The 19,781-nt window shown below is 52.9% G+C and carries 24 protein-coding genes and 4 pseudogenes; 9 read left to right on the top strand and 19 right to left on the bottom strand.

The genetic code is table 11. The annotated features are described in order from the left end of the window. Window positions 1-125: 125 nt before the first annotated feature. Window positions 126-704, top strand: a pseudogene (locus tag AC6EMZ_RS22705) (ISNCY family transposase); the annotation flags it as partial. Window positions 705-971: 267 nt separating this feature from the next. Here AC6EMZ_RS22705 and AC6EMZ_RS22700 read toward each other — a convergent pair. Both AC6EMZ_RS22700 and AC6EMZ_RS22695 read right to left on the bottom strand, forming a co-directional pair. Further along, window positions 972-1,364 (bottom strand): type II toxin-antitoxin system death-on-curing family toxin, encoded by a 393-nt coding sequence (locus AC6EMZ_RS22700; RefSeq protein ID WP_498405089.1) that lies wholly within the window; start codon window positions 1,362-1,364, stop codon window positions 972-974. Next, entirely contained in the window at window positions 1,361-1,582 is a 222-nt protein-coding gene (locus AC6EMZ_RS22695; RefSeq protein ID WP_498405088.1) for a type II toxin-antitoxin system Phd/YefM family antitoxin, read from the bottom strand. Before AC6EMZ_RS22695 ends, AC6EMZ_RS22700 begins: the two co-directional genes overlap by 4 nt. Before the next feature lie 200 nt (window positions 1,583-1,782). Between AC6EMZ_RS22695 and AC6EMZ_RS22690 the strand changes: the two genes are divergently transcribed. The 3 genes from AC6EMZ_RS22690 to AC6EMZ_RS22680 all read left to right on the top strand — a co-directional run bounded on the left by AC6EMZ_RS22690 (window position 1,783) and on the right by AC6EMZ_RS22680 (window position 2,978). Further along, complete coding sequence (locus AC6EMZ_RS22690) at window positions 1,783-2,016, top strand: type II toxin-antitoxin system CcdA family antitoxin (RefSeq protein WP_498405087.1); 234 nt, start codon at window positions 1,783-1,785, stop codon at window positions 2,014-2,016. Window positions 2,017-2,018: 2 nt separating this feature from the next. Then, entirely contained in the window at window positions 2,019-2,330 is a 312-nt protein-coding gene (locus AC6EMZ_RS22685) for a CcdB family protein (protein WP_498405085.1), read from the top strand. Between the two features lie 378 nt (window positions 2,331-2,708). Then, window positions 2,709-2,978 carry a TraX family protein gene (locus tag AC6EMZ_RS22680; protein ID WP_498405084.1) on the top strand — a complete coding sequence of 90 codons (270 nt, stop codon included), beginning with the start codon at window positions 2,709-2,711 and terminating at the stop codon, window positions 2,976-2,978. Here the strand turns inward: AC6EMZ_RS22680 and repA are convergent. The 13 genes and pseudogenes from repA to AC6EMZ_RS22615 all read right to left on the bottom strand — a co-directional run. Next, window positions 2,965-3,369 (bottom strand): annotated as a pseudogene (gene repA, locus AC6EMZ_RS22675) (plasmid replication initiator RepA); the annotation flags it as partial. The gene AC6EMZ_RS22680 and the pseudogene repA sit on opposite strands and share 14 nt — an antisense overlap. 579 nt (window positions 3,370-3,948) lie before the next feature. Beyond that, window positions 3,949-4,737, bottom strand: coding sequence for a DsbA family protein (locus tag AC6EMZ_RS22670; protein ID WP_498405083.1), 789 nt, complete (start codon window positions 4,735-4,737; stop codon window positions 3,949-3,951). 24 nt (window positions 4,738-4,761) lie between these two features. Then, window positions 4,762-6,501, bottom strand: coding sequence for an AAA family ATPase (locus AC6EMZ_RS22665; protein WP_498405082.1), 1,740 nt, complete (start codon window positions 6,499-6,501; stop codon window positions 4,762-4,764). A gap of 304 nt (window positions 6,502-6,805) precedes the next feature. Further along, a pseudogene (gene mobF, locus AC6EMZ_RS22660) lies at window positions 6,806-7,555 on the bottom strand (MobF family relaxase); the annotation flags it as partial. Beyond that, a complete protein-coding gene (locus tag AC6EMZ_RS22655) occupies window positions 7,464-9,722 on the bottom strand; it encodes a TraC family protein (RefSeq protein WP_498405081.1) in 2,259 nt (752 codons plus the stop codon). The pseudogene mobF and the gene AC6EMZ_RS22655, both read right to left, overlap by 92 nt. Continuing rightward, the gene (gene traV / locus AC6EMZ_RS22650) at window positions 9,719-10,276 is read right to left on the bottom strand and encodes a type IV conjugative transfer system lipoprotein TraV (protein ID WP_174341697.1); all 558 of its coding nucleotides are present in this window, start codon (window positions 10,274-10,276) and stop codon (window positions 9,719-9,721) included. Before traV ends, AC6EMZ_RS22655 begins: the two co-directional genes overlap by 4 nt. A 32-nt stretch (window positions 10,277-10,308) precedes the next feature. Next, window positions 10,309-10,536, bottom strand: a complete 228-nt coding sequence (locus tag AC6EMZ_RS22645) for a hypothetical protein (RefSeq protein ID WP_498405078.1) — start codon at window positions 10,534-10,536, stop codon at window positions 10,309-10,311. 468 nt (window positions 10,537-11,004) lie between these two features. Beyond that, entirely contained in the window at window positions 11,005-11,196 is a 192-nt protein-coding gene (locus AC6EMZ_RS22640) for a DUF7706 family protein (protein WP_498405077.1), read from the bottom strand. 36 nt (window positions 11,197-11,232) lie between these two features. Further along, entirely contained in the window at window positions 11,233-11,454 is a 222-nt protein-coding gene (locus tag AC6EMZ_RS22635) for a hypothetical protein (RefSeq protein ID WP_498405076.1), read from the bottom strand. Window positions 11,455-11,494: 40 nt separating this feature from the next. Further along, complete coding sequence (locus tag AC6EMZ_RS22630) at window positions 11,495-11,614, bottom strand: type I toxin-antitoxin system Hok family toxin (RefSeq protein WP_223156217.1); 120 nt, start codon at window positions 11,612-11,614, stop codon at window positions 11,495-11,497. Continuing rightward, a pseudogene (locus tag AC6EMZ_RS22625) lies at window positions 11,562-11,807 on the bottom strand (DUF5431 family protein); the annotation flags it as partial. The pseudogene AC6EMZ_RS22625 and the gene AC6EMZ_RS22630, both read right to left, overlap by 53 nt. Before the next feature lie 103 nt (window positions 11,808-11,910). Then, complete coding sequence (locus AC6EMZ_RS22620; protein ID WP_498405075.1) at window positions 11,911-12,135, bottom strand: hypothetical protein; 225 nt, start codon at window positions 12,133-12,135, stop codon at window positions 11,911-11,913. Beyond that, entirely contained in the window at window positions 12,132-12,362 is a 231-nt protein-coding gene (locus AC6EMZ_RS22615; RefSeq protein ID WP_498405074.1) for a hypothetical protein, read from the bottom strand. Before AC6EMZ_RS22615 ends, AC6EMZ_RS22620 begins: the two co-directional genes overlap by 4 nt. A 358-nt stretch (window positions 12,363-12,720) precedes the next feature. Here AC6EMZ_RS22615 and AC6EMZ_RS22610 point away from each other — a divergent pair, with 358 nt between their 5' ends. From AC6EMZ_RS22610 to AC6EMZ_RS22590, 5 genes are all read left to right on the top strand, one after another. Then, window positions 12,721-13,929 carry an MFS transporter gene (locus tag AC6EMZ_RS22610; RefSeq protein ID WP_053884015.1) on the top strand — a complete coding sequence of 403 codons (1,209 nt, stop codon included), beginning with the start codon at window positions 12,721-12,723 and terminating at the stop codon, window positions 13,927-13,929. A gap of 166 nt (window positions 13,930-14,095) precedes the next feature. After that, window positions 14,096-14,584: an isochorismatase family protein gene (locus tag AC6EMZ_RS22605; protein ID WP_015060468.1), complete on the top strand. Its 489-nt coding sequence runs from the start codon at window positions 14,096-14,098 to the stop codon at window positions 14,582-14,584. Between the two features lie 156 nt (window positions 14,585-14,740). Then, a complete protein-coding gene (locus AC6EMZ_RS22600; protein WP_015060467.1) occupies window positions 14,741-15,673 on the top strand; it encodes a LysO family transporter in 933 nt (310 codons plus the stop codon). Between the two features lie 191 nt (window positions 15,674-15,864). Then, window positions 15,865-16,644 carry an MBL fold metallo-hydrolase gene (locus AC6EMZ_RS22595; protein WP_015060466.1) on the top strand — a complete coding sequence of 260 codons (780 nt, stop codon included), beginning with the start codon at window positions 15,865-15,867 and terminating at the stop codon, window positions 16,642-16,644. A 128-nt stretch (window positions 16,645-16,772) separates the two neighbouring features. After that, window positions 16,773-17,747, top strand: a complete 975-nt coding sequence (locus tag AC6EMZ_RS22590; protein ID WP_015060465.1) for a GlxA family transcriptional regulator — start codon at window positions 16,773-16,775, stop codon at window positions 17,745-17,747. A 104-nt stretch (window positions 17,748-17,851) separates the two neighbouring features. Here the strand turns inward: AC6EMZ_RS22590 and AC6EMZ_RS22585 are convergent, their stop codons facing one another. From AC6EMZ_RS22585 to AC6EMZ_RS22570, 4 genes are read right to left on the bottom strand one after another with little or no spacing between them, the layout of a single operon-like run. Then, the gene (locus AC6EMZ_RS22585; protein ID WP_498405073.1) at window positions 17,852-18,361 is read right to left on the bottom strand and encodes a recombinase family protein; all 510 of its coding nucleotides are present in this window, start codon (window positions 18,359-18,361) and stop codon (window positions 17,852-17,854) included. After that, the gene (locus AC6EMZ_RS22580) at window positions 18,348-18,533 is read right to left on the bottom strand and encodes a hypothetical protein (protein WP_498405072.1); all 186 of its coding nucleotides are present in this window, start codon (window positions 18,531-18,533) and stop codon (window positions 18,348-18,350) included. Before AC6EMZ_RS22580 ends, AC6EMZ_RS22585 begins: the two co-directional genes overlap by 14 nt. 48 nt (window positions 18,534-18,581) lie before the next feature. Then, a complete protein-coding gene (locus AC6EMZ_RS22575; protein WP_498405071.1) occupies window positions 18,582-18,974 on the bottom strand; it encodes a hypothetical protein in 393 nt (130 codons plus the stop codon). A 42-nt stretch (window positions 18,975-19,016) separates the two neighbouring features. Further along, complete coding sequence (locus AC6EMZ_RS22570; RefSeq protein WP_498405070.1) at window positions 19,017-19,448, bottom strand: antirestriction protein; 432 nt, start codon at window positions 19,446-19,448, stop codon at window positions 19,017-19,019. Window positions 19,449-19,781 lie beyond the last annotated feature (333 nt).

The raw sequence follows: 19,781 nt of genomic DNA, 5'->3' as shown, positions 1-19,781 counted from the left end.
AGAACCATTGAGCCGCTTAAGCAAAAAGGAGTCCCTGTTAATGAACTGCTGGTCTCTCATCCTTCTCCACTGCTGTACAAAATATATTCTTAGCGTGGGATAATTTCCGTTTTCCAAGCGGACCCCTAATAAAGGAAATGCGGCTCGAGAACATTACGGGTATTGAAGAAGCAAATGCCTGGCTTGAAATCTTTATTCAGGACTTTAACCGACGCTTTGCTAAAGCACCTCAATACCCTAAAAACCTCCACCGCCCAGTCGATGAATCACAGTCTGAACTGGATGATATTTTTGCCTGGCAGGAACTGCGCACACTCTCTAAATCACTGACTTTTCAGTACGATAAGATGCTCTATCTGGTTGACCCGACTGAAGAAAACACACGTATTTCCGGCGAGAAAATCATGGTTCTCGACTATCCGGACGGCACGCTTGCATTCAAATACGGCTACAGAACGTTGTCATATCAGGTCTACGACAAGCGGGCCATCGTTGACCAGGGCGCTATTGTGGACAACAAACGCCTGGGAGCAGTACTGAAACTCGCACAGATTCAGCAGGATGAACGCGAACGGGACGGTAAAAGGGAACGCAGTAAAAGTATGCCCAAACGACGAGCTCAGGCAAGAATCCAGGAGCAACTTAAGGCTATCAATCCGGTACTGGCCAATCCTGAAGAATTCAGAGCCAGCCTCAAACGATAACCAGCTAACTACCCTGCTCTTTCAGACTTAATCACAGTAAAGGTGACATTTTAGAATTGGAAAACCGGGTGACATTTCAGGATCGGGTAGACATGGTATGTAGTAGCTAAATTGAGATGTCCGTCTGGGGCTGCGGGATGTATTCTTGGACTGATTAAGTTGTGCTCCCCAGATGCTGACTGTCCTTCATCGGGTTCATTGCACCTAATGATGACTTGATTCGCTTCTCGTTATGCCAGCGTATGCTCTTGAGCTGGAGCAATCATATCAGAAGGTAACGAACGTGCGGAGCTGGGCGGCCAAATCAGCAATGTCCCGGTCGCCGGTAGCGGCTTTGAGGGTTAAATCCACTAACCGCGCCTGATCTTCCGGATGGTTACGGATTTGGATGTTGTTACGCGCCAAATAAAAAAGCGTACTGGCCAGCGCTGTGCGCTTATTAGCATCGTTGAAGATATGGCCCCGCGCTATGGCTATCCAATATAGTGCAGCCGTTTCAAAAACATCCGGAGCGGGATCGCTATAATACTTAGCTTGCTCCACGCGCGCTATGATTGCTCCCACCCTTTCCGCATCCGGCATGCCAGGAAGACCGCCGTATAATTCGATCATACGGTCGTGAATTTGCATCACGATCGCTTCATTCAGTGAAAAAATCATTTGTCAGCCAAATCCTTTAAGGCATCACCAAACCGGCCCGTGATTTTGGCGAACTCCCGATCAAACTTCTCCGCTTGCCACTCCTGATACTCTTTAGCAGAAATAACCACTACATCGCCACCAATTCGGCGCGTGATACGTACAGCCTCGCCCTGCGAGGCTTTATCCAGAATCGTGGATTGTTTTGCACGGGCTTCTGTTGCTGAAATAGTGAACATAAAAATACACCTCTTCTTTGTAATGTACAGATTAAATGTACAGTTAAACGGTAGTAGTCGCAACCTTTCAGGGACTGAATGAGCACTAAAATGATATTAAGCGGAATGGTTGCCCCGTCAGCGCTTCCGCGCATTTAGCGATGATGTGATGGGTAATGGATGTGTGTATACTGAACACATTCAAGCAAAGGAGGCCGAACATGGCTACTCAACGTACTACCCAAAACGTTAATGTCACCATTGATCGTGATTTACTGAGTCGCGCACGCGCTCTGGGTATCAATCTGTCCCAGACGTTCGCTACCGCTATTGATGCCGAGCTGCGTAAACATGAGGCGGCACGCTGGAAAGAAGAGAATGCAGAAGGTATCGCAAACCTCAATGCCTTTCTGGAAGAACATGGCAGCTTTTCTGATCAATACCGGACATTCTGATCATGCAATTTACGGTTTATCGCAACGCGAACAAGAGCACCGTTTACCCGTATCTGCTGGATGTCCAGAGCGACATCATTGACGATTTAGATAAACGCATGATGATTCCATTAAGTCCGGTTGATAAACTCCCAGGGAAATGGCCAGACCGCATCATGCCAATTGTCCGGCTGACTGATGGCAATGATTATTTTGCTATCGTCATTGAAATGGTCGGCGTACCAAAACGGGGGATTGGCGCTGATTTTTGCTCGGCGATGGCTTATCGCAATGAGATTAAAGCTGCCATTGATTTTGTACTCGATGGTATTTAATCCGGTTTCCGTAGGTCACATGCAAGACAATTACAACTCCGTTAGAGTACAAGGGTGCTACTTATCCAGAATCATTATTAAAATGATCTGCGATATTCATTTTTCTCTGTGTTAAATTATAACTCGATGATAAATATATTAATTTGTGCTAAATAATCCACGCCTTCTGCCGATAATGATATTATCAGACAGGAAAGGTTATGAACGATTTTCATATTTTAAGTCTCTGTATTCAGAATAATGACATCAAGGGCGCGATGTTTGTATTTCGTGATAAATCAGAATTTGCCGCCCGTAAAATCCTTGAACGTATCAAAGTGAAATTGCCAGTTAATACCGGGCGCCAGTTCTGGCGCTGGCTACAGGACTGGCTTAGGAATGAGTGCCGGAATGAGAAGAATTTTAGTGAATCTGACAGTTCCCCGTCATTTGCCACAGCAGAAAGCATTATGTCCGGGCAGTCTGAATCCGGCAGCACTGGACGCAGTCAAAATCATGGCGCTTCTGTCCATGCTGGTCGATCACACCAACACGCTGTTTCTGGAGAAACCGGAACCCCTGCTGTATGCGCTTGGCCGGATGGCCTTCCCCCTCTTCACGCTTATCTGGGCGATGAACGTATTCAACAATCCCGCTCACAGAAGCTGACGAGCAGAGGCCAGAGCGCATCAAGCAGACGCTGACGTTCCGGACGGAAACCGTATTTGCGCCCTGCCTTATGACGACCGGCGACATAAAGTGGGTGGCGGGAAACCCGCATGCGCAGGCTGGCTTTCCCGGTCCTTTCATCACAAACGACAAGTCGGTTATAGGCATGACCCAGCTCGCCGGCAAGCTTTTTATAATGCGCCGGACGATACCAGACTGGGTATTCACACTTGGGTTTTGTGGAATGTTCACCACGCGTGCGGCGGGTCAGTTTTTTGACTGGCGCAACAAGGAAATTATCCTGTGTTCCGGCATCGACTTCCTGCCAGAAACGGGTTAACTCTTCAGCCGGTAATTCAGACCAGTGGACAGAGAATTGATTGTCATTCACGGCGGCCTGTTCTTATGGCGGCCGGATATTGTGTTATGTGGTGCATGCGTTATAATCCTTCACAGGCCTCGAGCCTGCTATTGGACCCCTCGATATCTGACGATTCCGCCAAGTTTCAGACAGATTTCGGGGGGTTTGTGCATTCAGGCTCCGGGTAATCCCGTTACCTGCTCCTGAGCGTTTTACTGGATACGCCCTATCCCTGTTTGTTTCCGGAAGTCCGCATTACTCCCGAATAACCATCTTCTGCCACCCGCCTGCCTCACCACAAAGCAGTCAAACGCTAGTTTGAGTTAGGTCACAAAAATTAAGCCGAATCAACAATCTGTCCCACCACAAGACGATCGCTGACGATCCGAATATTACCTTCCCGGCAGCATTTTTTCCAGACGTATGACCAGATTGCCTGTCATTGTATGCGTATTAGCTTCGGGATGGTTATTTAGCCGGCAACGCTCGCCGCAGTATCTGGCCGGCAGGCCAGATCGAGGAAGCGCAGGGGAACGGGAGTAAAATAATGGCGGGTACGTGCGGAAGCTGAAAGACACCCTCTGGCGGGAGAATGCCTCAGTTAAATACTCACTTCGTGAATGTCGCTTTTTGAATGGCGGCCAGCAGTTTCTCAGCCGTCACCGCTTCCGGGAAAACGGTGATGGTATCCGGGGTTGCGGCAGTGAGAGGCATCACGATGATGCCAGGCGTCCCGGTCAGGCCGAGGGATTCCGCCAGCATACTGTTTTTCTCCAGTATCGCCGTGTGACTGGCCTCGTTCGTGGCATTCGCACCCACCTTTGTCGCGGCCAACTCAATATCTCCAGCGGTCAGCTTCCCCTCATGATGACCGGTGGCATAGATGGCGTTATGGTAGGTCACATAGGCCTCTGCCCCTTTTTCTTTCCATACCGCCAGGCCCTGGTGTGCCGCCTGCAGGGACGCTTCCCAGCGCCTGCCAAAGATGGGCCATTCTTTAAAGATGTAGCGCACATCCGGCTGAGCTTTCATGACTTTTTGCAGCTCCGGCGCAAACTGACTGCAAAACACGCACTGATAATCAAAGAACTCGATGACGGCCACCCCGGCGCGCTCCGGTCCGGTCGCTGGCGTGTCCGGGTCCTGCAGTAATTCGGTCTGATGCTCCATCACGTTCAGGACGTACAACTTCTGCTTACGCAGCTGCTGTTGCTCCTGCAGTTTCTGACTGACCCTCACCAGTATTTCCGGGTGGGCCACCAGATATTCTGAGGCAATTTCCCCGATCCTGGCCTCCTGCTCAGGTGTAAAGACTGGCTGAGGTGCTGAGGCCTGCGCCATAGGATCAAAAACAATGTATGTTGTAACTAACAAAGCGGTCAGTGTCTTCAGTTTCATCAGTGTTCTCTTCCTGTCCTGGGGTTAGCGTTCTTTCTGGATAGTACGGGTGAGGGTCTGTTCTTCGCGCTCCGGCATTCTGCCGCGCTCAGTGTTGTCGGCATGGCGAACCAAATCGCGTTCAGCACTGGCCAGCTCACTGACGACCCGTGACGCCCGCTCACGTTCGCCTGGGGCGTTATCCGGCAACGTGTTTTCACTGCGCACACGTTCTGCCCGTTCCTGCTCATGACCGTCCTCACCCACTTCGCTCATCTCTTTCACGGCCTGATGCGTTGGTGCAAGACCCGTCAGGGTGGGGCGGGAATCTGCCGGCAGCGTCCCGAGCGCGGCCACGACCGCTTTCACCTGCGTGGTTTTCCCCACGCCGGCATAACCCTGAATACCGGTAAACTGGTCGGTACTTCCCAGAACCAGCGACGTCGATGCCTTTTGTCCTGCAGTCAGCCCGTTGAAAACAGCGTCTGGCACCTTATCAAGCTGTGGAGTCTGTGTGTTTTTACCCTCCTCCACTGTACGAAGGATGGCTTTTTCCATTTCCCAGGTCGCCCGGGCGACCAGTTTTGGCTCCCCCCCGGCGGATACCCGCATCAGCTCCCCACTTTTCACCATCGTGCTAATTTCATGGCCGATATCGTCAAAGTCGGGATGGTACTTCTGTGCCTCGTCAGCCAGCGTCAGTTCACTGAACACCACGCTGCGCTGGTCGTTTACCGCACGCCACACGGCCAGCCCGGCGTCGGTACGCACACTGTCATGCAGCTGGCCGACCGCTTCACTCACATTTTCTTTGCCGCTGAGAGTGCGAACCAGATTCACGGGAGAGGCATTGGTTTTCATTCGCAGCAGCCGGGTTTCCGCCTTATCCTGGACTTCGGCGGTAAAGATTTCGGCACGATGGCCACTTTGTGCCAGCGAGTTCATGGTCTGAGAGGAGATATCCCGGCTGTTAAGTGCAGCCAGGACCACCCCGGTGTCGTTATCACGCCCACCAGGTGCACTGACCCAGGCGTGCGAGACATACAGGGACTGGTCTTTCGGCAACGTCAGGATGTCATCTCCCCGCTTTACCTCGATCCCTTTTTCACTGATGCCAGTGACTTCCAGACGGTCTTTGGCTTTCAGACTGTGTTCACGGTCGCCCGCCACGGCCAGCAGTTTTTCGCCGGTGGCCACGCTGAGCGTTTCACGGCTGAACAGTCGCCAGTCGGCGCTGACATCCCCGATTTTCATGCGGGTCAGCACCCCATCCCCGTCAATGAGCGAGAGCACTCTGGTGTCCTCATGCACCCGGTCAATCACGTATGACTGGCGCGTTCTGGCATCACTGCGATCCTCAAGCACCATGCCGGGCCGGTAAGAGCCGGGCATCCTGCGGGTTTTACTGTCGAGCCAGACCGGCTGACGTGCCTCGATGTCCACACCGTCCCGTCCCAGCTGGCCGGCATTCTGTAGTGCATCACGGATAAGCCCGGTCAGATGGGTCTGTTCGCGCTTACCGACCACCACGGCGGTGACATTTTCGGCGCCGCCACTCAACTCCGCAAAGCGGTTCGCCAGCGCCTCATAGCGATCGCGTTTGTTGGCGATACTGACCACATCAGCCTCAAGCCCCGGCGTCGGTTCAGCGCGGCGTGAACGGACCACGCCGGCTGACTCCAGTACCGACATGGCGTTGCCGTTCGCCTGACGACCGGCACTGTCCAGAAAGACCAGTTGTGCATCCTGCGCGCGCGCTTCTCCCGACAGGCATTTTTTCGGCATCAGCCCGTTCCGGCTGACTCAGGGTGTCAGTCTGTCGTGATTCGGGCTGGCGTGAGGTGCTGTCCCGCACTGCCGGCTGCCCCGGTGATTCAGGCCCTTTTTCCGGTTGGGGTATCTGTCCGGGTGACATCATCGCACCCGGTTCTGTACGCCCAGGCATGTCCGATGAAACCCGTTCAGGCTGCGGCGGTGTCCCACGTGCTGCGGCTTCACGCGGCACCACGCTGGCCTGATAGGCCTTCAGGTCGTAGCCTTTATCCTTCAACTGGCCGAGCCAGCGCTCCATCAGGCGAAGCCGTGACGGGTCGACCTTCGCCTGACGGGTGTCCTTCGCCGCCACGTCACGGCTGCGTAGCGTGGCCTCTGCGCCGACGGCCCCCTCAATTTCCCGGCCACGGGAGGACAGATCGTCCCGCACCTCCTCCGGCACGCCCTTGATTTCCCACATGCCGTGCTTGCCGACCTCTTCCACCTCGTGGCCCAGCGCCTCCACGCGCTGGCGCAGTGCGCTGCGATAGATTTTGCCGAGCGTGACCTGCATTTTCATGACCGTTTCGATAAAGCCGGCATCGTGGATGTAGTCCGTGGCCAGCGCTTTCCACTTCCCGCCCTGCTCCGTCATATTGGCAATCAGCAGGTGGGTATGCAGCTGAGGGTCAAGGTTGCGCGACGTGTCGTGGGTGAACGCAGCAGCAACCATTTTGCCGGTGTGAACAATAGAGGTGACACCGTCTTTCGTGTCACGCGCGGAAATCAGCTTTTCAACATAGCCCGCCGCCACACGAACAGCGTGGTTGTGGGCCTCTACCATCTCTTTATCACCACCAATCAGGCCCAGGATGGACACACTTTTGGGCGCTGAGAAAGTCAGGTCATGGCCAGGACGGTGAACGTGGTTGCCATTAATCTCCTTGCCCAGGCGGGAGCCGTCAGGAAGACGTCCCTCAAGCACGGACTTCAGGTCATCCCCCCGGACACTTCCCTCCAGGCCGAGGTCTTTCGCCCCCTCGCCCAGCCAGAGACTCTGGAGATTGCCGAGGAAATAGTAGTTGTCGGAATTGCTGTAGTAGCCGGCAGCGGTGCCAGCTGAGGCGATGGGGGCGACTGACATCATAGTTCAGGCTCTCTGTCTTCATAGTGTTGGTCGTAGTCGCTGTACCCAGGATCTTCCGGGTCACGGTGACGTAAAATGTTCTCTTCATCCTGTGCCAGCCTGCGGTTGACCTTGTGGTCTTCGGCTGGCCCTTCATGGGTGACACTTTTCCCCGCCGTGGTGACGGCCAGTCCGCCATCTGCCCGTTCTGATATTCCCCGTCAGGGCCCCACGTGCAGTAGGTTTCCAGCAGCATGGCGAGCTCTGCCAGGCGGGAGATGATGGTCGGTTTGTCGGCAAAGGCCTGATTCACATCCTCGCTCGTCAGGTAGTTGTACACATCATCGATACGCGCCCCGTGCTGTTTTCTCTCCCACGCGTCCATGACCGCTTTTTGCAGGATGGCTTCACAGACCCCGTCGAGCGGTTCTGTCGGACTCGCCAGCACTGTCAGCAGACGCACAATCCCTTCGGCGGACTGCTTGATATCTTTCACGTTGGCAAACGGGTTAAAGCGCAGCTTCGCACCGTCCAGGTACACCCCGCCCGCCTGCAGGCAGTAGTTCTTGTAGCTGTCGCCCATGTCGATAACCCAGGCAAACCCGCCCGCGTTCAGCACGTCGCGCAGAATCCCCTGCGTCAGGAAGGATTTGCCCGCACCGGAGGTCCCGGTAACCGCGATATTGAAGTTGGTGCTGCCGTTTTCCTCCCCGAACATGTCGAAGAAAGCGACCTGATTACGGTAGGTCGGCAGCGGCATCCCCACATGAGACAGCTGGCGTTCTGCGACCACCGGCATCAGATTGACAGCGTTCCATGATTTACCGCGCAGCGTGGCGCCGGTCATTTTCATGTCCTCCCACATCCCCTCCTGCATCACAAACGGGAAGCAGCTCAGCCAGTTACGCATTTGCTGGTACTGGACCGTCACCATCTCGAGTTCGTTTTTACGGAACACGTTAACGGCCGCCAGTTCACAGGACTGGGCATCGGTATTGTTGTCGGGAGTGAACAGGGTCAGGTTGAGGGACATTCGGCAGAAAGCGATCTCATTGTTGGCCAGCTGTTCGCGGTTACGTCGCCATTCTTCGGCCTGGCGCTTCGTGCCAGGGAATAACTGGCCATACGCGGAGTTGGCTTTTTTGGACAGATCCATGTCCTTGCGCAGGGCTTCGTTTTGCGTGGCGGTCTGTTCCTCCAGCTCCGTGGTCCAGGTGAGCATAAACGGACAGGGAATACCGAGGTCAGGGAATCGCAGGTTCTGCAGGTTATCGGCACCCTGCCACAGGGCGAAGCGTTTGGGGCTTTTACTGAGCTGCATGTTGATGACGCGGCAGACAGAGGCCGGCAGTCGGGTTCCGCCGGGTTCGATGCTTTCCGGCAGTTCCACGCGAATATGAGAAGGCCGCACCCTGATATCAATCCCCGGATCAACCACCTGGCGATTAAGCTTCTCGTCTTCGTTGTAGTCTCCGCTGGAGGTCATCACCTGCTCCTCGCGGTAGTTCATCATTTCACGCATGACGGAGAGGAAGGCATTCACATCGGTATTCATGGTCTCGATGCGGGCCGCGCCCAGTGACACGCGAATGGTGTTGCGGACCTGCACCAGGTCATCCATCACCTGCTGGCTGAAGCGCTTCGCGGGTTTACCGTACACAATAAAAATGCGGTAGTTACGCAGATACAAAGGATACTCACGCTCGTTGGCCAGCCCCTTCAGCGCTGAGCGCTGCCAGAACGCGCGGGTAATTTTATTCAGGTGATCGGCCATATCACCTTTCCACATATCCGCGCTGACGCCGCGTGAAATACGCTCCCCAACACATTTACTGGCCAGCATAATGACGCTGACCGGCGTTTTACGCGGCAGCTTCTTACGCAGCATGTCATCGAGTGCAGCGATAACCTGCTCATTCGCGCCCGGCAGTGGAGCCGCCTCCAGAATGAAACCGGCGCTGCCGGCATTCACAAAAAGCTCGTTCGTTTCGTCGTAATAGCGATAAGGCAGAGAGGCGACGATCGACGGATAGCCCCACGTCTGTTCCAGATTGGCGCGCGCTGTTGCGGCACCGTCTTCACGCTTGCGGTTATTCACAAGCCCCATCAGGCTGTCGAGAATACTCATTCTCCCCCCTCCCCGATGACGCGATAGCTTTCATCCCAGTGGGATTTGTTTTTCACAAATTCCACCACCGAAGGCTGGTGAAAGTTGTCGTCAGTATCGACCCAGGGCGCAATCCACAGGCGCTGTGTGGCATCAGGAATACGCTGAACCGGCACGCGGCCAGCAGTATTAACCGTCGTTACTGGCGCGATGTGACCTGTGGCGACTGGCGATGTTGCTGTCACCGTTGCAGGACCAGCCGGTGCTGTGGCCAGCGGACGCGGCGCGATGGGTTTTGCGACAGAGGTTCCGGTTGCTGCGACAGAAACAGGACGCTGCGGGTTGATAACCGGCGCGGTGTTACGCAGTGCCGGCAGGGTTTCACCCGCAGGCTTTTTTGACGTTTTATCGGCGGTCAGGGAATCCAGGCTTTTGCCCTGCGCGGCCAGCTTATTGGCCTCACCGGTGGTCAGGCACTGGTCGGTGGCGGTTTTGTTGCAGTCAAAGTCTGAGTTCATACCGGCGCAGCCGGTCAGTGCGCTGCACAGCAGTGCAGCACCCAAAAGATGTTTCATGGGATATCTCCGGTTGGTATTACAGGGATAACTTATTTAGCGGTTCTGCAGGATGAGGAAAACTGTAATCGAAGGACACGAAACTCAATCACATCGTTGAGCTCAAGGAGTTTTAGGGCTTCGGGCGAGCAGGCCATTGCAGCCTTCAGCGCCAGTGAAACCGCGAGGCTGCGGTAACGGTTTTTCAACCCGGTGGAGGCGTTTTTAGGTACTGCATTTAACACCTGTTGATACGCTTTCCACGCATCTGGCTGAACCATAGCTTCACGTTCAACAGCCTCAACCCGAAGGGATTCGGCGGAGACTGGCCGGTGCGCAGCAGCTGCCTGGCGGAGTGGGGCTCGACGACTGAGCCGCTTCGCGGCTCAGGAGCCGAAGGGGGCCATAGCCTCTGGGGTGTGATTGTTGTCTTTTGAGGTAAATAGCAGGAGGGAAAATGACAGTTTATGACTACCCGGACGGCACTCTGGCATTGAGACAGGACTATTGTTCACCCGATTGGCAGATCTTCGAAAACTGTTTTTATTACTTATGGATAAGCCGTTGATACTAAAAGTCATGATGCTGTCCTGGAACTGGATCGTGACGTGAGTGATCAACCGTACCGAGGTGGAAATATGGGCAGAAGTACACTGGAAAATGTGTTCCGGAGTAGTTCAGGGTGGGCCTGAAGTGCTGCCCCCTGCTCCGGAATAATTCAGGAATTCACCTGCCGTATGCGATCTGTTTTAGCGTGGTGCGTAACCTCCTTCTGACAGCGCTTTTTGAAGTTTGCTGATCGCATCTTTCATCAGGTAGGTTTCATCATCACTGACGGCGCAGGCTCGCATCTCACTCCATGTCAGACGTTTAACGAACTGGGCCAGGGCCATTGCTTCGTTATCATCAAGTTCAAGAAATAACGTCTCAATACCTTTCATAAACATTCCTCTGTGGTTGAACTTTTATACTACCAGTCAGCGTAGTTTGAATGAGTGGCTTACATCAAGAATCGAAGAGGAAGCAGGGAGTTGAGGGGAAGCGCCGGAGGCGCTGCCCTCCTTCCCCCGTTCCCCGGAGGGGAACAGACCTTCCGGGTTGTTCATGCGTGCGGTCGCGCCGGGAAGGATGGAAAAAGGGGCTACCAGCGAACCGGTAACCCCTTCATAAAGGCGCTTCAGGGCAAGAATCAACATCATCAGCCCCTGAGTGGCGGGGGTTTCCCCCCGCCGGGGTTGGCTACTTAGCGGATTCGTAGGCCATGAAAGCCGCCACCTCCCTGTTCGTGTCCCTGTACCGGATTTCGCATAGCGATTTTCGGGTCAGGTATGTGAATATCAGTAGTGTGAGACACACTATTAATACGCACCAGATAAGGGAACTTCGTGGCAATTTCATAGCCTTCTACTCCTTGCCTTGCGGCAGCTAAGAGGCTATTCTGTTGGTGTCGAATCAAGCAGATGGCCTCGTGTGGTTGGTTAATGTAAATTAACTTCCTACGGGGCTTTCTTCTTTCTGCCTCACAACACGGTACAAACCACCTGAACGTCATGAGGCAAAAAGCCTCAAGCGCCATCGCCATTATATCGTGCTGTGCATCATCTGCCCAGGAATAACAGTCTGAAAACTGTATAAATCCTCATCATTTTTATGTGCTATTCAGCCCCCGATATCCCCAGAGCCTCACGTATCTCAGCGGCCCTTCTTTCGCTTCCGGCGGTCACCCCAGCGTTGAAAACCAGACTGATCATCGTCTGCAACATTTCCCAGTCCTCCGGCTCCAGGCGGGCATCGAGACGACACAGGATTTTCCCGCTTTCGGCATGCCGGAACACGGTACCTGTTTCTTTTTTGTCGAACTTTCGGCTGATGATACTCAATACCCCTCCCGATTATCCGTACCCTCTGCCCACTCATGTATCTGGTCTTCGAGCGCCTCAATATGCCTGTCTATGCTCTCAGCCAGTTGCTCACTTTCGGTTTCAAGCCAGCCGCTCAGTCCGTCCCACTCGCAGCACATCTCTTTCAGCCTGGCCGATATAGTACGGAGCTTATTACGCTGACTACGGGCGACCTTCAGTTCCGTCTTGCAGGGATTATTTCTCATTCTTCCCTCTGCTGATATTTGGGGTTTGAGGGCCATTGATGTAAAAAACCACGCTAAGAGCTTTCAGATTGCGGATATTTCCCCATATACCCACTTCTTATAAACCCCATTAGGCATTGACCCAATTCCATTGGTAATTGGCTGGCAGGCTACTCACCCTGCCATGAAAGTGTCCTTATACTGGCATAGTCACAGGTTTCTGGCTCATCTGGATGAATAAAATCACCCGATTGAACTCTATCAGGCCTCATAACTCACTTTGTTATCTGCTCGTTAGGACGCTTTCTCAGACAGTAAGGAAGTCAGAGTCTGACACTCACTATAAGCTGATTTCAGTATCTTCAGGAGCTTCACAATAATGTTAAATATGCATCGGCAAGTCCTGATACTTGCGGGTTCTCAGGCCCTTTTCCAGTCAATATCGGTTCTGATAATGACCATCGGTGGGCTGGCCGGCGCACTATTAACGCCCAGTCTTTCGTTGATCACTGTCCCGCTCTCAATGGCGAGTCTCGGAACGGTGTTAGTCATGTTTCCTGCGTCTTTATGGATGAGCCGGGCAGGTAGAAAAATAGGCTTCATCACCGGCGCTCTGTGTGGAATAGTTGCGGCAGTCATTTCCATGATCGCAATGTTCCATCATTCATTCATTCTGCTATGTCTCGGGATGTTCTTTCTGGGGATCTTTCAGGCTTTTGCGCAGTTTTATCGCTTTGCGGCGGGAGAAGTAGCACTCCCGGCATTTCGTACTAAAGCTATTTCGCTGGTACTGGCCGGCGGCGTTGTGGCAGCCCTGTTAGGACCGTTTCTGGCCAGTCGCGGCAGTGTATTGTTCAGTGTGCCCTATGTAGGCTCATTCCTCTTTATGGGCATACTGGCCTCGCTGGGCCTGTTGTTATTGTCACGTTTGCAGATACCGGTCCAGCCTGGTGAACCTTCCGGGCAAGTGCCGGCAAGGCCGTGGAAAAAAGTAGTTTCTCAGCCTGCGTATCTTGTCGCCCTTTTTTCCGGCGCATCCGGATTTGGAATAATGGTTCTGGGCCTGACGGCAACGCCCATTGCAATGAAGCATTACGGTTTTGACTTGTCACAAATCGCCGTCGTGATCCAACTCCACATACTGGGCCGTTTCGTACCGTCGTTTTTCACGGGAAAACTGATCGACCGGTTCGGTGTCATTAACATTAAGCTGACGGGCGTTCTTCTCATGCTTGCCTACATTGCTCTGGCTGTTTCGGGCGTTACGTGGGGGATATTTGCCATTGCATTAGTCCTGATGGGGATAGGGTGGAATTTTCTCTACATCGGCGGAACCAGCCTGCTGGCAACAACTTACACCACGGGAGAAAGGGGGATTGCACAGGCGGCAAATGACATGAGCGTCTTTATCTTCAGCCTTCTTTGTTCTCTGGGAGCTGGCCCGCTGCTCAATGCTTATGGTTGGAAAACCATGCACCTTCTTTTAGTGCCCTGGGTGCTTGGCCTTGCGGTACCCCTGCTTTGGCTGGCTTTGTGTAAAAAACGTCACGCTATAACAGAGGAAGAGGTCACTTTGCCGTTGCCGTAAGGCGGGATACCTGATCTTATGAAGAAATACACAGGAAAAAATAATTTTTTATTGGCCCGCTCCCATCGAAATTTGACTTTACGCCCCCTCACGGGATTGAGTGTTTAGTTGCTAGTTTTTAGGTCACTCTGTGACCCTTTCGACAAATAAATCCCAAGGACTGAACATGAAAAATGCACTGATCGTTATCGATATCCAGAATGATTATTTCCCAGGTGGTTCCTTTCCACTTGAGGCGCCTGAAACAGCCTGTAAAGGTGCAGTTAACGCGATTGAAAAAGCGCGTGAGGAAGGCTGGTTGATCGTCGGTATTCAGCATATCGCAACAGCCGATGCACCATTCTTCAGGCCTGACAGTGAGGGTGCGAAAATTCATCCGGATGTTGTCGCTGCGCTGGGAGATGCGCCGGTTATCATTAAGAAAGAGGCAGACAGCTTCTTAGAAACCGGTCTTGAGCAGCTGCTACGTGACAACGGCATTACTGATATTTATCTTACCGGCATGATGACGCAACACTGTGTCACGCATACGGCGCTTTCCCCGCAGGGACTGGGGATGAATATGCACATTATTGCTGAAGGGTGCGCTGCGCCAACCAAAGCACTGAGCGACCTTGCCCTGTTCGGGCTGAGTGCGCGCTGCAGCGTAAAATAACTCTCTGGTTTGTAAAAATCGCAGGTCTATATATGGGTTGTGTTGTTACCCGATAACACAGCCCTCTCTTTGATAACCCTCCCGGCTTCATCGTGGCTATTTACGGTGTACGACCGCTTATTCATATAAACATCTGCTTAATTTATTAAGGAAAAAATGCTCATCGCCTTATACAGCCTGCTGCCTATTTTCCTGGCCTTTGCGGGCGGACTTAACCTGAAAAAAGTCGTTAAAAATAGTCACCCTTCCTTCTTTGATAAAATTTCAATGCTGTCTCTGTATTTGCTTCTGTTGTTTATGGGGGCCACGGTTGGCGAGATCCCTGATATTAAGGGGCAACTCTCCGTCGCGGGCTTTAATGCTCTGATCATTGCGTCAGGTACATCGGTGGTCACCTTTATTACCCTGGTCGCTGTGGGCAAGCTGAGTGGAGAAAAACGGCTTCTCCGTAATGCTTCACACCTGCAGAACAGTCATTCAGATCTGCTGTCAATTTTTCTTCCCACGCTTACTCAGATAATCACGGCGGCGGCCGGCTTTATACTGGGGTTCAGAGGGTTAATGCCCGACCTGGACGCAGACCGCATTATATCTTTGCTTCTGTATCTGTTGATATTTTCCGTCGCGGTAAAATTATCGTATTCGAATATCAGTATTAAACGCGTGCTGTTAAACAAAGCTAACCTGAGGCTGACGTTGGTCACGATATTATCATCATTTATGGGGGCCGCCCTGGCATCATTGTTTATCAACGTGCCGCTCCATGAGGTTCTTGCGATCGGATCCGGGTTTGGCTGGTATACCCTTTCTGGAACGCTGTTCACCAAAATGGGCAATCCTCTGTTAGGAACCGTGGCTTTCTTAAGCGATCTGTTTCGCGGGATATCTGCGCTGATGCTCATTCCGCTGATTTCGCGGTTCGGTTACAGTAACGCCACCATCGCTATATCCGGTTCAACGGCTCTTGATGTGACGCTGCCAGTTATTGAGAAGTACTGCGGCGCGGATTATGTCCCTTTTGCTGTTCTGATGGGCGGGATCACGACGCTGGTTGTTCCCTTTTTGATCCCTTTTTTCTATTACCTTTGAACAGGCCTTTTGGCAGCGGAAAAAGGACAGTAAGAAAACTTAACCATTGCGATTGACCTGATTTCATCGACTTATGACCTGTGGGCATATCACGGCCTATCCCTTCCTGCTCTTATAGTAAAGCCACTCGCAGCCACCCAGTCGAACGCAGTGGCTGAGCCTCAAAATCTGATGAATCCCTGGAGCAACTAATGAAATTAACGCAAATCCGCAATGCCACTCTCGTGCTGCAATATGCCGGTAAAAAATTCCTTATCGACCCAATGCTGGCAGAAAAGGAAGCCTGGGATGGTTTTGCCGGGAGTGCTCGCCCGCACCTGCGTAATCCCATGGTTGCTTTGCCTGTGCCTGTAGAAGATTTACTGGCTGTTGATGCCGTTATCCTGACCCACACTCATACCGATCACTGGGACGAAGCAGCGCAGCAGGCTGTTCCTAAAGACATGCTTATTTATACGCAGGATGAAAAAGATGCGGCGCTGATCCGTTCTCAGGGCTTTTTTAACATCCGGGTACTGAAAGATGAAAATCATTTTGTTGACGGACTGACGATTTATAAAACTGACGGCCAGCACGGCAGTAACGAACTGTACGCCGATGCCCAATTGGGTGATTTACTGGGTGACGCATGCGGTCTGGTCTTCACGCATCATGATGAAAAAACGCTTTATATCGCCGGTGACACCGTCTGGGTTAAGCCTTATGTAAAAAGCCTTCAGCGCTTCAAGCCGGAGATTGTGGTACTCAATACCGGCTATGCGGTCAACGACCTGTACGGTCCGATCATCATGGGCAAAGAAGATACCTTGCGCACGCTTAAGATGTTGCCGACTGCGACCATCGTGGCGTCTCACATGGAATCAATCAATCATTGCCTCCTTACCCGCGCAGAATTACGCGAGTTCTCACTTGAACACGGTATTGAAGATAAGATTCTTATTCCTGCAGACGGTGAAACAATGGCTTTCTGATAAGCCAATAAGATTGATTCAGGGGAAGAATGTATTCCGACAGGTCACCTGTTATCCTCTGATCAATCGGAATCAGCAATACTGCCGCCGGTGTTCCGGTGGCTATCCTTTACGGTAAGGTTAACGTTATGTCTGCATTGACGGTCGCCGTGATTGCCACGGCCGGATTCAGCCCGTTTCACTTTTCAGTCCCCTGTATTATTTTCGGACAGTCTATGCCGCAGCCGGATTTATTCCGCGTGGAAATTTGTGCTGAAAAACCGGGCGTCGTCCTGTCAGATATTGGCCTGTCAATCAATGTGGAACATGGCCTTGAGTTACTTGACGTCGCAGACATTATTATCGTGCCTTACTGGAATCATCCGGAAGAGCGGCCTTCTCAGGCGTTACTTGATAAGCTGATAAACGCATGGCAGCGCGGCGCAGAAGTGGTGGGGCTTTGCCTGGGAGCTTACGTGCTCGCGTATTCCGGCTTGCTGGATCAGCACCGGGCTGCAACACACTGGGAGTTCGAGCAGGACTTCGTTGAACGATTTCCCGCCGTTCGTCTGGACAGCAACTCGCTGTATACCAGCGATGAACGCCTTATTACCTCTGCCGGCACCGCCGCCGGTATTGACTGCTGTCTTAATATCATCAGGGATCATTACGGTTCAGCGGTTGCAAACCGGGTAGCAAGAAGAATGGTGGTTCCTCCTTACCGGGAAGGCGGTCAGGCACAGTTTATTGAACGCCCGGTCCCTGTATCTACGCGGGACGGAAAAATGAACGAGCTGATGGACTACCTGCGTCGCAATCTGGACAAGCCGCACGACCTCGACTCGCTGGCGGGGTTTGCCAGCATGAGCAGGCGGACACTTACCCGTCATTTTTTTAAGGCAACCGGGACAACGCTGGGTGACTGGCTAAACGCTGAGCGTCTTCAGAGAAGCCAGGAGTTGCTGGAAACTACGGACAGCAGTATTGAAAGCGTGTCTGACATGGCCGGGTTTCAGTCGCCAATCTCTTTCCGCCAGAGTTTTAAGGCGAAATTCAGCGTCAGCCCAAGCGAATGGCGCCGGGCATTTCGCGGTCCTGTACCTGTTGATCACGAAAAGGCCTGAGCGGAAGCTAAGAAATCAGAATAGTTTTAAAAAACTGGCAACCTGATACCGGAATGAAAATTTGTTCCTGAAATGAGTGAACTTGCTCATTCTTTAGCGTCGATTTAAAAAGGATTTAGTGCTACTTTTTTCAAACGATAATAGGTTGCCCGCGAAATCCCCGTTTTGTTCATCACAGCTTCAGCCGTCATTTTTTGACGTATAAATTGCAGGGCAATCACAGATTTGCTATGGGGTTTTCGCCCGAATTTAACACCAGCAGCCATAGCTATTACCCGGCCATCATTGGTACGCTCAAGAATGCGTTCCCGTTCTGCCTCAGCCACGGCGGCCAGAATCTGTATCACCATTTTTCCCATAGTTCCTTCGGTACTGAGGCCGTTTTCCAGAAAACGTATGGCGATCCCCTTTTTATAGCAGGCATCCACAATGTGGATCATATCAGCGGTATTACGGCCCATACGATCCATTTTGGTACACAGGATGACGTCATCCTTTTCTGCCCGTGCCAGCAGCCGCTGCAACCCTTCCCGTGCGTCTGTGGCTCCCGACATCATGTCAGTAAAAATGCGATCGTCCCTGACCCCGGCAGATTTCAGCTCAGAAATTTGCATCGTCAGTTTCTGATGGCTGGTTGATACTCTCGCATATCCCAGTAGCCGATTCGCAGATTTCGTCCATCACATTTGCCGTGGTCACGGAGCTGAGGCCGAGTTCCTGCCGTCTCTGATTTATCAGGGTTTTGTACTGACGGAGTATGGAACGGGTTTCTGGTGAGAGTTGCATTCGATTTTCCTTTTTTCTGTGGCCGAAGGGATCACCTCCGGCTTCGTGTCAGGCATTGAGTGCGCGACGCAGATCCTGAATGACGCCGTTTGTTTCTTTCAGCGCGCCGATTTCCCCCTGTAAAGTGAGCCGCTCCATCTCCTTCCCTGCCAGCTGCATTACCACTTCCAGTGACGTGGCGGGGATCGTCACGGTACGGAGCGCACGCTTTTCATCTAGAAAATCGTCCACGATGCCGCGTATCGGCCCAAAATCACCGCCACATTCGAGTTGCGCATTCAGTCTTTCCAGCACCCGTTTCACGTCCTCGTCGCTGAGATCCCAGTCAAGGCAGATGCTGCGAATATCTGCCTCATACCAGCATGCAAACACGCATTTTTCGCCGTCAAGGTCGGAACATTTGAACATTTCAAGGGCAATCTCTCTTGGTGTACCTATCATTTTCTTCTCCTTTAATCGGGCGGCATCGCCGCCCGTGGCGAGTCAGTCGAGGGCACGCCAGATAGTGGCGCTTTCCGTATGGTTATCAGCAAAAGCCATGAGTTGTTCATAGCGGCGGCAGAAATGGCGGCACAGCTCCTCATGGTCATGGTTGCTGTGGTGCCAGCTCCGGTGGTTCAGCACCAGTACCGTGAGGATGATCCCCGCCACTTCCCCGCTGACGGTCTGCTCAAACCAGTTATCCGCATTACGGAAGATCAGGTTTTCCACATCCGGCGCCATAAATCCGCCTCCGTCAGGCAGACGGTGAAAGTGCCAGAATCCGCCCTGATAATCAGGGCAATAACGGTGCGCATAGGCATACACAGAAGCTTCGGACGTCATAAAATCGCCGCCAAAGAGATCGGGTAAAAAGGTCAGGCGCTGGGCGCCCTCAAGACGAACGGCATCACAACAGGTCAGGGTCAGGCTCATACAATCCTCCGCGGTTAACATATTCTCGGTTCCGGCATCGCCGTGACGACACGACAGACCGGCGAAAAGCGGAGGACGCAGGGGCGACACCGGAAGCCGCAGCGCAGACATAAACGGGCTGAATGCACCGTTTATGGCGAGAACGGGTGAGGATGGCGGCGACAGCGAACCCTTGTGGCCGCAGCGGCCGGGCTACAGTGAAGTCACGGCGCATGCCGTCACCGCACCCTGCCGCCCGGGAGGTTCCCCGTTCCGACGCTGCCCGGAGGGTGGCGGCGGATAAAGGCGGAAGGGACTGACATCCTTTTTCGCTGTGGATCACCACTGGTTGCC

Source organism: Enterobacter sp. SCRI0065 (assembly GCF_059766475.1).
This window is presented reverse-complemented; position numbering and strand designations above follow the sequence as displayed.

Coding starts and splice junctions, on each gene's coding strand:
- AC6EMZ_RS22700 (WP_498405089.1), bottom strand. CDS start 1,364: ATGATTTTTTCACTGAATGAAGCGATCGTGATGCAAATTCACGACCGT.
- AC6EMZ_RS22695 (WP_498405088.1), bottom strand. CDS start 1,582: ATGTTCACTATTTCAGCAACAGAAGCCCGTGCAAAACAATCCACGATT.
- AC6EMZ_RS22690 (WP_498405087.1), top strand. CDS start 1,783: ATGGCTACTCAACGTACTACCCAAAACGTTAATGTCACCATTGATCGT.
- AC6EMZ_RS22685 (WP_498405085.1), top strand. CDS start 2,019: ATGCAATTTACGGTTTATCGCAACGCGAACAAGAGCACCGTTTACCCG.
- AC6EMZ_RS22680 (WP_498405084.1), top strand. CDS start 2,709: ATGAGTGCCGGAATGAGAAGAATTTTAGTGAATCTGACAGTTCCCCGT.
- AC6EMZ_RS22670 (WP_498405083.1), bottom strand. CDS start 4,737: ATGAAACTGAAGACACTGACCGCTTTGTTAGTTACAACATACATTGTT.
- AC6EMZ_RS22665 (WP_498405082.1), bottom strand. CDS start 6,501: ATGCCGAAAAAATGCCTGTCGGGAGAAGCGCGCGCGCAGGATGCACAA.
- AC6EMZ_RS22655 (WP_498405081.1), bottom strand. CDS start 9,722: ATGAGTATTCTCGACAGCCTGATGGGGCTTGTGAATAACCGCAAGCGT.
- traV (WP_174341697.1), bottom strand. CDS start 10,276: ATGAAACATCTTTTGGGTGCTGCACTGCTGTGCAGCGCACTGACCGGC.
- AC6EMZ_RS22645 (WP_498405078.1), bottom strand. CDS start 10,536: ATGGTTCAGCCAGATGCGTGGAAAGCGTATCAACAGGTGTTAAATGCA.
- AC6EMZ_RS22640 (WP_498405077.1), bottom strand. CDS start 11,196: ATGAAAGGTATTGAGACGTTATTTCTTGAACTTGATGATAACGAAGCA.
- AC6EMZ_RS22635 (WP_498405076.1), bottom strand. CDS start 11,454: ATGATGTTGATTCTTGCCCTGAAGCGCCTTTATGAAGGGGTTACCGGT.
- AC6EMZ_RS22615 (WP_498405074.1), bottom strand. CDS start 12,362: ATGAGAAATAATCCCTGCAAGACGGAACTGAAGGTCGCCCGTAGTCAG.
- AC6EMZ_RS22610 (WP_053884015.1), top strand. CDS start 12,721: ATGTTAAATATGCATCGGCAAGTCCTGATACTTGCGGGTTCTCAGGCC.
- AC6EMZ_RS22605 (WP_015060468.1), top strand. CDS start 14,096: ATGAAAAATGCACTGATCGTTATCGATATCCAGAATGATTATTTCCCA.
- AC6EMZ_RS22600 (WP_015060467.1), top strand. CDS start 14,741: ATGCTCATCGCCTTATACAGCCTGCTGCCTATTTTCCTGGCCTTTGCG.
- AC6EMZ_RS22595 (WP_015060466.1), top strand. CDS start 15,865: ATGAAATTAACGCAAATCCGCAATGCCACTCTCGTGCTGCAATATGCC.
- AC6EMZ_RS22590 (WP_015060465.1), top strand. CDS start 16,773: ATGTCTGCATTGACGGTCGCCGTGATTGCCACGGCCGGATTCAGCCCG.
- AC6EMZ_RS22585 (WP_498405073.1), bottom strand. CDS start 18,361: ATGCAAATTTCTGAGCTGAAATCTGCCGGGGTCAGGGACGATCGCATT.
- AC6EMZ_RS22580 (WP_498405072.1), bottom strand. CDS start 18,533: ATGCAACTCTCACCAGAAACCCGTTCCATACTCCGTCAGTACAAAACC.
- AC6EMZ_RS22575 (WP_498405071.1), bottom strand. CDS start 18,974: ATGATAGGTACACCAAGAGAGATTGCCCTTGAAATGTTCAAATGTTCC.
- AC6EMZ_RS22570 (WP_498405070.1), bottom strand. CDS start 19,448: ATGAGCCTGACCCTGACCTGTTGTGATGCCGTTCGTCTTGAGGGCGCC.